The sequence below is a fragment of the Micromonospora sp. WMMD1155 genome (assembly GCF_029581275.1).
GTDB lineage: Bacteria > Actinomycetota > Actinomycetes > Mycobacteriales > Micromonosporaceae > Micromonospora.
In genome coordinates, this window is the sequence record NZ_CP120742.1 from 6,415,521 (window position 1) to 6,427,854 (window position 12,334).

The following is a 12,334-nucleotide window of genomic DNA, read 5'->3' on the forward strand; positions in this document are numbered from 1 at the left end:
GCGGGACGCGACCGGGCCGGAACACGGCGTCAGTCGGCTCACGAAAACGGGAACTCAGGGGCGGCTGCGGACAGGTACCGGTGTGACAGCTGAGATGCGGAGCCGAATCCGCGCGGGAGACACCGAGGCGTTCGGGGAACTCTTCGACGAGCACGCCGACGCGGTTCGTCGGCACGCGGTGTGGAGTGGGGGCGATCCGGCGCTCGCCGACGACGTGGTGTCGCTGACCTTCCTGGAGGCGTGGCGGATCCGTGAGTCGCTGCGCCCGGACGGTGGCGCTCTCCGGCCGTGGCTGCTCGGCATCGCCACCAACGTGCTGCGCAACCGGCGGCGGGCGGCGCGGCGGCACCGGGAGGCGCTGCGGCGGTTGCCGGCACGCGACACGGTCCCCGACTTCGCCGACGAGGTGGTCGGCCGGCTGCACGACGCCGACCAGGTCGCCGCCGCGTTGGCGGCGCTGCGGGCACTGCGCCGGGCGGACCGGGAGGTGTTCCTGCTGTGCGTGTGGTCGCAACTGGACTACGCGGCGGCCGCCGAGGCGCTGGGCGTACCCGTCGGGACGGTGCGGTCCCGGCTGTCCCGGGCCCGGACCCGGTTACGGGCGCTGGCCGAGCAGGAGATGGCACGTACCCGAAAGATCCCCGTCGAGCAGGGAGAGTACCGATGAGCGAGCCCACCGCCCCCCACGTGCCGGCGCTCTCGGCGACGCGCCGCCAGGCGCTGCGACACCACCTGATGAGCGAGATCGGACGGCCGGTCCGACGGCCGCGGAGGATGCTGGTGCTCGCGCCAGCGGCGGGCGTGCTGACCGCCGTGGTCGCGGCCGGCGTGGTCGCCCAGCCGTGGGCGTCGGACAGTGCGCCGGTGGTCGTGGCGGTCGCGCCGGGCGAACCCGGCGGCGCGACACTGCTGCTGAACCGGATGGCCGACGCCGCCGTCGACAGGCCGGGGCCGTCGTCCGGCGAGGGCGAGTACGTCTACATCCGCAGCCGGGGTGCCTTCGCTGAGTTCGGCGACGGTCCGGCCCGCCTGCAACCGGTACGCGAACGGGAGCTCTGGATCCCGCGGTACGAGCCGGGCGAGGGCCTGCTGCGGGAGCCACGCTTCGACGGACCCCTCGCGGAGGTGATCCCCCGGCGGTCGCGACTCGACGACGTGACGCCGAACGCGGTGCTCGTCGATCTGCCCACCGACCCGGACGCGTTGCTGGCACAGCTCTACCAGGAGCGAGAGCAACGGGGCCGGGGCAACAGCCGCGACGGCGCGGCGTTCACCGCGATCGGTGACGTCCTGCGCGAGTCGCTGATGCCGCCTGCGACGAGCGCGGCGCTCTACCGGGCGGCGGCGAAGATCCCCGGGGTCGAGGTGGTCCGTGGGGTCACCGACGCGGCCGGTCGGCGGGGCATCGCCGTCGGGCACACCGAACTCGACAGACGCGACGAGTGGATCTTCGACGAGCGGACGTACGAGTACCTCGGTGAGCGCAGCTATCTCGTGGCGGACACCCCCGACGGACCGGCCGGCACGGTGCTGGGAACGACGGCGGTGCTGCAACGGGCCGTCGTGTCCACCCTCGGGGAGCGCCCGCGGCGGTAGCCGGTGCGCGCGTGACTTGACCCTCGACCGGGTCGAGGCCCGAGCATCGGCGGCATGGACGACCAGCCCACACCCGACCCGACCATGACGCGCATCATCGAGGCGGTGCAGCTCGGCCAGGCCGGTGACCCGACCCGAGCCCGGCACCGCCTCACCGCGTTGTGGGACGAGATCGGCGCCACCGGCGACGCGCTGCACCGCTGCACCCTGGCCCACCACCTCGCCGACCTGCAGGACACCCCCGAGGACGAGTTGGTGTGGGACGAACGCGCCCTCGCCGCCGTCGCCGACCTCACCGACGAACGCGCCCGACAGCACCACCACGCACTTCAGGTACGGAACTTCCTGCCGTCGCTGCACCTGAACCTCGCCGACGTGCACCGACGACTGCGCGACACCGCCCGGGCCCGGGCACACCTGCACACCGCTCGTAGCCTCGCCGAGCACCTGCCGACCGACCAGTACGGCGAACTGGTCCGGGTCGGCGTCCAGCACGTCGAGCAGGCCCTCGCGGCGGGCTCCACCCGACGCCTCGACTCGCACCCCGCCGCAGCCGACTGACGACGCCCGGCGGGCGCGGTGTCTACGGCGCTACCGCCGCTGGTTCAGCTGCCGGATCCCGTGGGGGGCGCTGTGCGCGGACCGACCGGCGCTGGAGCACGACGACGGCGGACAGCACCAGGGCGCCGCCGACGAGCTGCACCACTGTCAGGTTCTCGCCGAGGACCACCGTGGCGAGGACGGCGGTGACCACGGGTTCGACGGTGGACAGGATGGCGGCGGTCGACGGGCCGGTGCGCCGCAGCCCCGCGAAGAAGGTCAGCATCGCCGCGACTGTGGACACCACGGCGATGCAGGCCACCCAGAACCAGCCTCGCCACCCGAAGTCCAGGTGCACGCCGCCGGTGAGCAGGGCGCGGACGGCGAGGGTCCCGGCCGCGCCGGCCAACACCAGCGCGGACAGCACCACGGGTGCCATCCGGTGCACGACGGTGTCGGCGACCAGGATGTAGATCGTGTAGGTCATCGCGGCGCCGAAGGCCAGCAGCGCCCCGAGCGGATGAAAACCCACGCCACCGGCGCCGAGCAGAACCAGCAGCGTTCCGGCCGACGCCGCCACCAGCGCGGCGCCGCGCCTCGGGGAGAGCCGGTCGCGGCCGAGCAGCACCGCTCCCACTGTCACCAGGACCGGGTACGTGTAGAGGATCAGGGCCAGCAGCGAGGCGTCCATCAGTTGCAGGGCGGAGAAGAACAGACCCGCCTGGGCGGCGTAGCCGACGGCACCCAGCCCGACGGCGACGGCCAGCACCTGGCGACCCGTCATCGCCGGCCGCCCGGGAGTGGGCGAAGCGCGGCGGAGACCCGGCCGCACCAGCAGGGCGACCCCGAGCAGGACGGCGGCCAGGGTGAAGCGCACCAGCAGCAACTCCCCGGTCGGGACACCTGCGTCGTAGGCGAGCTTGCCGAAGATCGCCATGGCGCCGAAGCACGCCGCGGACAGGAGACACAGTGCTGCACCCATGCAGCCAGGATCGGAGACCCGACCCGTCAGGTCCAGCGATGATTCCCGCAGGTCAATCATTACGATTTCCGCATGATCGAGCTGGACCTGCGGCGGTTGCGCTTCCTGCGCGAGCTTGAGGAGCGCGGCACCCTGGCGGCGGTGGCGGCGGCTCTGGGTTACAGCCCGTCCACCGTCTCCCAGCAACTCGCCCTGCTGGAGAGGGAGGTCGGCGTCCGGCTGCTCGACAAGGCCGGGCGCGGCGTGCGGCTCACCGATGCCGGGCAGCTCCTCGCCCAGCACGCCCGGGTGCTGCTGTCCGCCGCCGAGGCGGCGCAGGCCGACCTCGCCGCCCTCGGCGGCGACGTCCGCGGCACGGTCCGCGCCGGGGGCCTGCAGTCGGCGGCTCGCCGCCTGCTCATCCCCGCCGTGGCCCGGCTGCGGACCGAACACCCACAGGTCCGCGTGGAGATCTTCGAACTCGAACTCGAGCAGTCCCTGCCGGGTCTCCGCCTCGGCACCGTCGACCTGGTCATCGGCGACGAGTACGACAGCCATCCCCGCCCCCGACCGGCCGGTCTGCGGTTCACGCTCCTGCTCGAGGAGCCCCTGCGGATCGTGCTCCCCGCCGCGCATCCGCTCGCCCGGTCCGGTGGGCCCGTCGCGGTGGCCGACCTGCGTGCCGACATCTGGGCCGCCTCGGCCGAAGGCACCGGCCACCACGCCATGGTGGTCGGCACCTGCCGTGCCCTCGGCGGGTACGAACCCGACCTGCGGCACCGGTCCAACGACGCCGACGTCCAACTCGAACTGGTCCGCGCCGCGACCGCCGTCGCGCTCATGCCGGCCCTGACCCTGCCCCGTGACGACCCGGCGCTCGCCATCCGGGACGTCGCCGAGGTCACCGTCGGCCGCCGGCTGGTCGCCGTCACCCGGGACACGCCCGCCGCCCCCGCGCTCATCGCCCTCCTCAGGGCGGTGACGGAGCAGGTAGGCCGACTCGGCGGATAGCGGAGCAGCGCAGCACGGGCGGCACCGACAGCACCCCAGCGTCGACAGTAGGTGTTTCCAGGGGCGGTCGGTGGGTGATCTCGATTGCCATCGCGGAGCGCACCTGCGAGGGTCGACGGATGTCACCGGTGACCGGCGCCGACCTGCTCCAGGCGGCCGACGAGATGACGCGTGTGCTGCACCCGCACCGCGAGCGCGACTGGTCGGTGCCCGCCGGCACGTTGACGTGGAGCTGCTGGACCACCGCGGCGCACGTGGCGCACGACCTGCTCGCGTACGCCGGCCAGGTCACCGGCCGCCCGGACGACGGCTACCTTCCGTACGACCTGCGGGTCTCCCCCGACGCCGGCCCCGCGCAGACCCTCACCGTGGTCACCGCCTGCGCCGGGTTGCTCGCCGCCGCCGTCGACGCTGCCCCTGCCGACGCGCGGGCCTGGCACTGGGGCCCGTGCGACCCGGCCGGCTTCGCGGCGATGGGGGTGGCCGAGACCCTGCTGCACACCCACGACATCACGGTCGGCCTGGGCGTGCCGTGGCGACTACCGCGGCGGCTGAGCGCGCTGGTGCTGGGGCGACTCTTCCCGGACGCGCCGGACGGGCCCGTGCCGGACGTGCTGCTGTGGATGACCGGCCGTGGTGAGCTGCCCGGCCGGGCCCGGCGTACCTCGTGGGTTTGGCGTGCCGCCGTGGACTGACGGGCCGGACCGCGCGCTACCGCATCCGCCCCGGATCGAGCTGACGGACGGGCACCGGCAACACGTGCCGGTGCCCGTCCAGAGGAAAGGTCGGCGGCCGGGCGGGCAGCGTCTCCTCGTAGGCGAAGCCGCACTTCTGTGCCACCCGGCAGGACGCGACGTTGTCCACCTGGTGCAGCAGGTCCAGATGCGTCAGCCCGGGGAACCTGTCGAACGCCCAGCCGCTGAGCGCGGTGACCGCGCGCGGGGCGACGCCGCGCCCGCGCGCCCACGACGCGGTCCAGTAGCCCATTTCGGGAGCCGGGCGCTGCGGCGTGACGCCCTTGAGCACCACGTTCGCCACCAGCCGTGGACCGTCCGCGTGGTCCTCCAGGACGGCGAAGCTGTACCGGCGACCGTCGGCCCAGTCCCGTCGCGTCCGCGAAAGCCACTGCCGCCCCTCGTCCGGGCTGGTCACCGGCAGCCGCGTCCACCGGCGTAGCACCGGGTCCCGGTACGCCGCCAGCAGCGCGTCCAGGTCCTCGTCCACCCAGGGCCGCAGCGCGAGCTCCGCCGCCCGCAACTCGATCGCCATCCGCACAGTGTGCCGGAGGCCGACCAGGCGGTCAGCGGGACCGGCGCCGCCACGGCAGCCGCCACCAGGTACGGCGGGACCGGCGCGGCGGGGCGACGACGGCCCGCTCGGTCGCTGGCGTCGACACGCTCGGCGGGGTGTGTTCGGCGCGCCAGCGGCGGAGCACCTCGTCGACGTTCACCGGGCGCACCACCACCCGGGGGCCGTCGGGGTTGCGCAGCCACGCCACGATCTGCGCGTTCAACTGCCCGACGACGTCGCGGACGGACTGTTCGGTGGGCAGGTCGCGGACCTCGTCGGGGATCTGCTCGATGCGTCGGCGCAGGTGCAGCGGGGTGGGCAGGAGCAGGTCGCTGGGCAGCGCCTCGCGCTCCAGGAAGCTCTTGATCCACCAGGACTCGTCGTACGGCGTACCCCGGCCGGGGATCGGCTTGCCCATGCCGGGCAGGTCGTCGAACTCGCCGCGTTGCACGGCTCCCCGGATCTGCGCCTCCACGGCCGCTTCCCACGCTTCGGTCACCCTGCGGCACCTCCCCTGGTCACGGTAACGCGCCGCCTGAGGGTGACGACGAGCCTCCGCAGGAGGTCAGCGCACCCGGCCCGGTGACCATTCCCGCCGAGGGCGCTACCGCAGGCCACCGGCCGCGAGGTGGCCCTCGGCCGGGATGTTCGTCCCGATTACGGTCGGTGTGGGGACTACCGGACGGGGGGACATCGATGGTGGGTTCGGGTGCGCTGCTGGGTATCGCGCTGGTCGCGTTGGGGCTGGTGCTGACCCCCGGTCCGAACATGGTCTACCTGGTGTCCCGCTCGGTGGCGCAGGGCCGACGGGCGGGGCTGGTCTCGCTGCTCGGGGTGGCCGCCGGTTTCGGGGTCTACCTGGCCGCGGCGGTCGCCGGTCTGGCCGCCGTGTTCGTCCTGGTGCCGACGCTGTACGCGGTGGTGAAGCTGGCCGGTGCCGGCTACCTGCTCTGGTTGGCCTGGCGGACGCTGCGCCCGGGCGGGCACTCACCGTTCCGGCCGGCGCCGCTGCCACCGGACCCGCCCCGGCGGCTGTTCACCATGGGCCTGGTCACCAACCTGCTGAACCCGAAGATCGCCATCCTCTACGTGTCGCTGCTGCCCCAGTTCGTCGACCCGGCGCGCGGGCACCTGGCCACGCAGAGCCTGCTGCTCGGTCTGACCCAGATCGCTGTCGCGTTGAGCGTGAACGCGTTGATCGTGCTCACCGCCGGTTCCCTCGCGGGATTCTTCGCCCGCCGACCGGTGTGGCTGCGGGTGCAGCGGTGGGTGACCGGGACGGCTCTGGCCGCGCTGGCCGTGCGGATCGCCACCGACCGGTCCCGCGCGGCGATCGCCACGCCCTGACCCGAGGGTCACCGCTCCCGGTGGCGACGGACCATCCCGGCGGCCAGCGGCGCGGAGTCCAGGTCACCGGCGGCGAGCCGGGCGGCGAGGGTACGGCGTACCAGCCGGTCGGCCAGCGCGGGCGCGTGCCGGCCGACGGCCATCTCCAGCCGCCCACGGGCGGTGGTGGCCACGTCCCGGGGGGCCCGACGGGAGGTGGCGGTACGCAGGATCGCCGCGACCACCCCCTGCACCGGCTCGGGGCGGGACACCCCCTGCAACGACAGTCCCGCCTCGGCGGTGCTGTCGTGGATGGGTGAGGCGACCATGCTCGGGTAGACGACGCTGACCCCGACGTGGCTGCCCACCTCGTGCCGCAGCGCGTCGGCGTACGCCACCAGGGCCCGCTTGCTGACCCCGTACGCGGCGGCCAGCGGCAGGGGCAGCACCGCCATCCGACTGGCCACGAAGATGACCCGTCCATGGGCGGTGAACAGCGGTGGCAGGGCGGCGGCGGTGGTCCGCCACGCGGCGAGCAGGTTGACCTCCAGTTGCCGGCGGACCACCTCGTCGGGTGGCAGTTCGGCCGGGGCGGGGCCACCCACCCCGGCGTTGTTGATCAGCAGGTCGAGCCCGCCGAGCCGGTCGACGGCGGCCCGTACCGCCGGTGCCACGGCGTCCGGGTCGGTCAGGTCGCAGCCGAGCACCGGCACGTCGCCGTCCGGGCGGGCGTGCAGGTCGAGCCCCACCACGCGGGCGCCGGCGGCGGTCAGCGCCGTCCCGAGATGGCGACCGAAGGTGCCGCTCGCCCCGGTCACCAGCACCCGTCTGCCGACCAGGGACCGGGTCGTCACCGCCCCGCCCCGGCTCGGCGCGCGCCGGCCGCCGACTCCCGGGTCAACTCGGCCAGGTAGACGTCGAAGTCCACGCGCATCGCCGGGCGGCGTTGACCCCAGCGGGCGGTCGCGGCCCGCAGCTCGGCCCGGCAGGCGGCGCGCTGCCGATCCGGGTCGGGCAACGCGTACCGGCCGGCGAGGTTCGCGGCGACCAGTTTGGCCTGCGCCTCGACCAGGGGGAACGCGGACCCCGTGGACTGCACCAGCCCGACGAAGGTCAGGCCGGGGGCGTCGGGGTGGAACACGTGCCGGTACAGCGGCAGGCTGTCCGCGCCGTCGCCGAGCAGCGCCGGGTCGAGGAACGGGACGGCCACCCGGTAGCCGGTGCACCAGATGATCAGGTCGACGGTGTCGCTGCGGCCGTCGGTGAACTCGACCCGGTCACCCTCGATGAAGGCGACCCCGGGTCGGGCCTCGACGTCGCCGTGGGTGAGCCGGGACAGCAGCCCGTCGGAGAGGGTCGGGTGGTCCTGCAGGAAGCCGTGGCTCGGCGCGGGCAGCCCGTAGCGGGCGGGGTTGCCGACGGTGGTGCTCAGCATCGTCTGGCTGATGCGTTGCCGCAGCCGCCACGGCAGCCGGCGGGCCAGCGCACCGTTGAGGGTGTCCGAGGGGCGGCCCAGCAGGTACTTCGGCACCACCCAGACGCCCCGGCGCAGCGACAACAACGTGCGGGTGGCGGCGTACGAGGCGTCCACCGCGATGTCCATCGCGGAGTTGCCGCCCCCGACGACGAGGACCCGTCTGCCGGCCAACTGCTCCGGACCCCGGTAGTCGTGGCTGTGCATCTGTTCGGCGGTGCAGGTGCCCGGGTACGGCGGGTCGGGCAGCTTGGGCACCCGGTTGTGTCCGTTGGCGACGACCACCGCGTCGACGCCGACCTCGACCGGCCCGTCCGGCCCGCTCGCGGCCACCGTCCAGGTGCCGTCCGGATCGCGGGTGACCCGCTCGACGGTGTGGCGCAGCCGGATGTGCTCGCCCAACCCGAAACGGTCGGCGTAGTCGGCCAGGTATCCGGCGACCCGGGTGTGGTCGGGGTAGTCGGGCCAGTCGGTGGGCATCGGATGGTCGGCGAACTGGGTGCGGCCTCGGCTGGTGTTCAGGTGCAACGTCCGGTACGCCGGTGAGTCCGGTGCCCCGTACACCCAGAGGCCGCCGACCTGGTCGGCGGCCTCGAAGCAGACCACCGACGCGTCGACGTCGCGCAACGCCTTCACCGCGGCGAGCCCGGCCGCGCCGGCGCCGATCACCGCCACCTGAGGTGGTACGCCCATCGCCGCCCCCATCTAATCCAACGTCCGATGGATAATCGTCGCCGGGCGGCGACCCGTCAAGGGGTGGGCGACCCGTACAGCCCGTCGAGCAGCCGATGCACGAACGCCCGGAACTCGCGCCGTTCCCGGGCGCCCGGCGCGCCCGCGGCCAACGCCACCACGTGAGCGTGGGTGGCCCACACCAGGCTGCGTACGGTGATGTGCGGGGTCGGTTCCACCAGCGCGCCGGCCGCCGCCGCGGCGCTGAGCAACTCGGCCACCAACCGGTACAACGGGTCGGCGTAGCGCTGGTCCAACTCGGCGTGCCGCTGTGGCTCCAACCAGCGACGCAGCCACAGCGCGGTGGTCTCCGGGCGGTCCTCCAAGAAGTCCACGAAGACGTCTACCAACCCGTGCAGGGCCCGCCGCGCCGCGTCCGGCCCGCCGTCGATGGCGGCGCGGGCCTGCTCGGCGGCGTCGGTCAGGACCTCCCGCTCGGCGGCGAAGACACGGGCGAAGCAGGCGTCGTAGAGCGCTGCCTTCGTACCCGTGTGGTGCGCGACGGTGGCGACGTCGACCCCGGCGGCGGCGGCGACCTCCCGCAGCCCGACGGCGTCGAAACCCCGCTCGGCGAACAGCGCGGTCGCGGCGGTGAGCACCACCTCGCGGGTCGGTCGGGTCTCGTCGCGTCGCGGGCGACCCGGACGACGTCGGGGCATGGTCATGGCCGCCATTCTGCCCCTAGAATCCAGCAACCGTTGGATTGCGGAGAGGATGCGGCGATGACCGGGCTCGACCGGCGGTCCACGGCCGCCACCGACGCGACGCTTCCCCGTGGCCCCCTGGCGGGCTTCGCGGCCGGCTCACTCGGCATGGGTGTCTGGGTGACGGTGCCCGGCCTGCTGCTGCTCTACTTCCTCACCGACGTGCTGGCCGTCGACCCGTGGCTGGCCGGCATCGCGCTGCTGCTGCCGAAGGTCGCCGACGTGCTGCTGCACCCCTGGGTGGGCCACCGCGCCGACGTCGAGCAGACCCGACGCGGCGACCGGCGTCGCCTGCTGCTGCTCGGCTGCGCCCTGCCGCTGGCGTTCGCCGCGCTGTTCGCGGTGCCCGATGGCCTGACCGGCGCGTCGGCGGCCGCGTGGGTGGCGGTGTTCTTCGTCGTCGGCAACCTGCTCTTCGCCGCCTACCAGGTCCCCTACCTGGCCACCCCGGCCGACCTGCGCATCGGCTACGACGAACGCACCCGGCTGATGGCGTTCCGGATGGTCGTGCTGACCCTGGGCATCCTGGTGTCCGGCCTGCTCGCCCCGCTGCTCACCGGCGGCGACGCGGCGACCCGCGCCGGGTACCAGCGGATGGGCGTGGTCCTCGCCGTCGGGATGCTGCTGGCCATGCTGGTCGGCGTCGCCGGCATCACCCGGCTACGCGGATCGGCGGCGGACCGCACCCCGGCGGGGCACGGCGGATGGCGGGCACTGCGCACCGCGCTGCGCGACCGGCAGTTCCGCTGGCTCGTCGCCGCCTACCTGGCGATGTCCACCACCACCCACCTGGTGCTCGCCGGGGTGCCCTACTACGCCGAGTACGAACTGCGGGCCACCGGCCTGACCACGGTGCTGGTGGCCGCGTTCGTCGCACCCGCGCTGCTGGTCACCCCGGCCTGGCTGGTGGTGGCCCGCCGCGTCGGCAAGCAACGGGCGCTGCTCGGCGCGCAGGGCGCGTTCGCCCTCGGGTCGCTGGTGCTGGCGGTGGGTCGACCGGCCGGCCTGCCGGTGCTGATCGGCGCGGTGGCGGTGCTCGGGGTGGCGTTCGCCGGCATGCAACTGCTGCCGTTCTCGATGCTGCCCGACGTGATCCGCGCGGCCCCCGGCTCCGGCGCCGGCACGTACACCGGGGTGTGGACGGCCACCGAGGCCACCGGCGCGGCCCTGGGCCCGTACGCGTACGCCCTGTGCCTGGCCGTCGGTGGTTTCGTGGCCTCGACGGCCGGTGAGTCGCCGGTCCAGCCGGACGCGGCGCTCGCCGCGGTCCGCTACGGGTTCGGGTTGCTGCCGGCGGTGGCGATGCTGGCGGCCCTGCTGCTGCAACGCCGCTACACCCTGGACGGCACCGCCCGCACGACGAGCTGAACGGCCGGCACTAGACTTCGCCCTCGATGGACGCCCAGCCCAGCACCACCGAAACCCGCCCGTGCGCCCACTGTGGAGCGCCGGTGCCGCAGCGAGTCGGCGCGGGCCGACCGTTTCGCTACTGCCGGGACAACGACGGCGCCTGCCAGCGCGCGTCCCGCAACAGTCGGATGCGGCACCGCAACGCCCCCGGCCTGCCCGGTCAGGTGGCCCGCACCTGGGAGGCGGTGGACCGCCTCGACCAGATCGTCGAGACGTTGACCGAGTCGCTGCACGCCGAGTTGTCCCCGGTGGGCGTACAGCGGCAACTCGCGCAGGCCCGCGCGGAGGCCGCCGCCGAGGTCGCGGCGGCGCAGACCGAACGCGACGAGGCCCGCGACGACGCCGAAGCCGCGGCGGCCGACGCGGCGCGCGCCCGCGAGCAGGCCCGTGCGGCCCGCGCCGAGGCCGACGACGCCCGGCAGCGCGCCGAGCAGGCGGCGCGGCGGGCCACCGCCTCCGACGAACGGGCCCAGCACGCCGAGGCGGCCCGCGACCAGGCGCGCCACGACGTCAGCGCCGCCGAGGCGTTGCGCGCCCAGGCGGAACGCGACCGGGACCAGGCCCGCGCCGAGGTGCGCGACCTGCGGACCGAGCGGGACACCGAGCGGCAACGGGTGACCGACCTGACCGTGCAACGCGACGCGGCCCGCGCCGACGCCGAGCGGGCCACCCGGGCCGCCGCCGAGGCGACCGACCGGGCCGGGCGGTGGCAGGCCGAGGTGCAGGACGTGCGGCGTCAGATCGAGCAGGCCCGCGCCGACGCCGCGCGGACCCGCGCCGAGGCGGCCGACACCGCCCGCGCGCGGGAGCAGGCCGAACGGGCCCGCGACCGCGCGGTGGTCGCCGCCCAGCAGGCCGACGACGCCCGGCAGGAGGCCGCCGAACTCGCGGCTCGGCTGCGCGCCGAGCTGGCCGCGACCGTCGCGCACCGGGACACGCTCACCGCCGACCTGGCCGCGGCCCGGCAGGCAACGGCCACCGCCGAGGGCCAGGTCACCGCCCTGACGGTACGACTCGACGCCGCCGAAACCGATCGGGACCTGGCCCAGCGGCGGGTGGCGCAGCTCGGTGACCAGGTCAGTGATCTGGCGTTGGCGTTGGCCCGGCTGGGTCCGACGCCGACGGGCGAGCCGAGTGCCTGAGCGGGCCGGCGCAACCTTCGCGGGGTCCGGGCGGTTAACATCCCCGGTGGCGGCGGACACGCCGCAGTCGCGACCTGCCCGGGATCACCTGGCCGGCTGACCGCCCGGGCCGGTTACCCTTGGTCCCGGTCCGCCCGTGGACGCCTCA

Annotated in this window: 14 protein-coding genes; 8 read left to right on the plus strand and 6 right to left on the minus strand. The window is 74.6% G+C overall.

Annotation, left to right across the window (positions count from 1 at the left end; all coding sequences use genetic code 11):
* The first annotated feature begins 94 nt into the window (after window positions 1-94).
* Genes O7617_RS29280 through O7617_RS29290 form a run of 3 tightly spaced genes read left to right on the plus strand, consistent with a single transcriptional unit; the run spans window position 95 to window position 2,157 of the window.
* Window positions 95-667: an RNA polymerase sigma factor gene (locus O7617_RS29280; RefSeq protein ID WP_282259531.1), complete on the plus strand. Its 573-nt coding sequence runs from the start codon at window positions 95-97 to the stop codon at window positions 665-667.
* Complete coding sequence (locus O7617_RS29285) at window positions 664-1,596, plus strand: CU044_5270 family protein (RefSeq protein WP_282259532.1); 933 nt, start codon at window positions 664-666, stop codon at window positions 1,594-1,596. The genes O7617_RS29280 and O7617_RS29285 overlap by 4 nt, the downstream gene beginning before the upstream one ends.
* A 54-nt stretch (window positions 1,597-1,650) precedes the next feature.
* A complete protein-coding gene (locus O7617_RS29290; protein WP_282259533.1) occupies window positions 1,651-2,157 on the plus strand; it encodes a hypothetical protein in 507 nt (168 codons plus the stop codon).
* A 22-nt stretch (window positions 2,158-2,179) separates the two neighbouring features.
* Here the strand turns inward: O7617_RS29290 and O7617_RS29295 are convergent, their stop codons facing one another.
* Window positions 2,180-3,118, minus strand: a complete 939-nt coding sequence (locus O7617_RS29295; RefSeq protein WP_282259534.1) for a DMT family transporter — start codon at window positions 3,116-3,118, stop codon at window positions 2,180-2,182.
* Between the two features lie 72 nt (window positions 3,119-3,190).
* Here O7617_RS29295 and O7617_RS29300 point away from each other — a divergent pair, with 72 nt between their 5' ends.
* Both O7617_RS29300 and O7617_RS29305 read left to right on the plus strand, forming a co-directional pair.
* A complete protein-coding gene (locus O7617_RS29300) occupies window positions 3,191-4,108 on the plus strand; it encodes a LysR substrate-binding domain-containing protein (protein ID WP_282259535.1) in 918 nt (305 codons plus the stop codon).
* 119 nt (window positions 4,109-4,227) lie between these two features.
* Window positions 4,228-4,803, plus strand: coding sequence for a maleylpyruvate isomerase N-terminal domain-containing protein (locus O7617_RS29305; RefSeq protein ID WP_282259536.1), 576 nt, complete (start codon window positions 4,228-4,230; stop codon window positions 4,801-4,803).
* A 16-nt stretch (window positions 4,804-4,819) separates the two neighbouring features.
* Here O7617_RS29305 and O7617_RS29310 read toward each other — a convergent pair whose 3' ends face one another.
* A complete protein-coding gene (locus O7617_RS29310; RefSeq protein ID WP_282259538.1) occupies window positions 4,820-5,377 on the minus strand; it encodes a GNAT family N-acetyltransferase in 558 nt (185 codons plus the stop codon).
* Between the two features lie 31 nt (window positions 5,378-5,408).
* The gene (locus O7617_RS29315) at window positions 5,409-5,897 is read right to left on the minus strand and encodes a DUF1992 domain-containing protein (protein WP_282259540.1); all 489 of its coding nucleotides are present in this window, start codon (window positions 5,895-5,897) and stop codon (window positions 5,409-5,411) included.
* 197 nt (window positions 5,898-6,094) lie between these two features.
* Between O7617_RS29315 and O7617_RS29320 the strand changes: the two genes are divergently transcribed.
* Window positions 6,095-6,745, plus strand: coding sequence for a LysE family translocator (locus tag O7617_RS29320; protein WP_282259541.1), 651 nt, complete (start codon window positions 6,095-6,097; stop codon window positions 6,743-6,745).
* An 8-nt stretch (window positions 6,746-6,753) separates the two neighbouring features.
* Here the strand turns inward: O7617_RS29320 and O7617_RS29325 are convergent, their stop codons facing one another.
* The 3 genes from O7617_RS29325 to O7617_RS29335 are packed head-to-tail and all read right to left on the minus strand — an operon-like array spanning window position 6,754 to window position 9,595.
* Complete coding sequence (locus O7617_RS29325) at window positions 6,754-7,578, minus strand: SDR family NAD(P)-dependent oxidoreductase (protein WP_282259543.1); 825 nt, start codon at window positions 7,576-7,578, stop codon at window positions 6,754-6,756.
* Window positions 7,575-8,891 carry an NAD(P)-binding domain-containing protein gene (locus O7617_RS29330; protein ID WP_282259545.1) on the minus strand — a complete coding sequence of 439 codons (1,317 nt, stop codon included), beginning with the start codon at window positions 8,889-8,891 and terminating at the stop codon, window positions 7,575-7,577. The genes O7617_RS29325 and O7617_RS29330 overlap by 4 nt, the downstream gene beginning before the upstream one ends.
* 56 nt (window positions 8,892-8,947) lie before the next feature.
* Window positions 8,948-9,595 (minus strand): TetR/AcrR family transcriptional regulator, encoded by a 648-nt coding sequence (locus tag O7617_RS29335; RefSeq protein ID WP_282259546.1) that lies wholly within the window; start codon window positions 9,593-9,595, stop codon window positions 8,948-8,950.
* A 57-nt stretch (window positions 9,596-9,652) separates the two neighbouring features.
* Here O7617_RS29335 and O7617_RS29340 point away from each other — a divergent pair, with 57 nt between their 5' ends.
* Window positions 9,653-11,002 carry an MFS transporter gene (locus O7617_RS29340; protein WP_282259548.1) on the plus strand — a complete coding sequence of 450 codons (1,350 nt, stop codon included), beginning with the start codon at window positions 9,653-9,655 and terminating at the stop codon, window positions 11,000-11,002.
* 26 nt (window positions 11,003-11,028) lie between these two features.
* Complete coding sequence (locus O7617_RS29345; protein ID WP_282259549.1) at window positions 11,029-12,186, plus strand: hypothetical protein; 1,158 nt, start codon at window positions 11,029-11,031, stop codon at window positions 12,184-12,186.
* Window positions 12,187-12,334 lie beyond the last annotated feature (148 nt).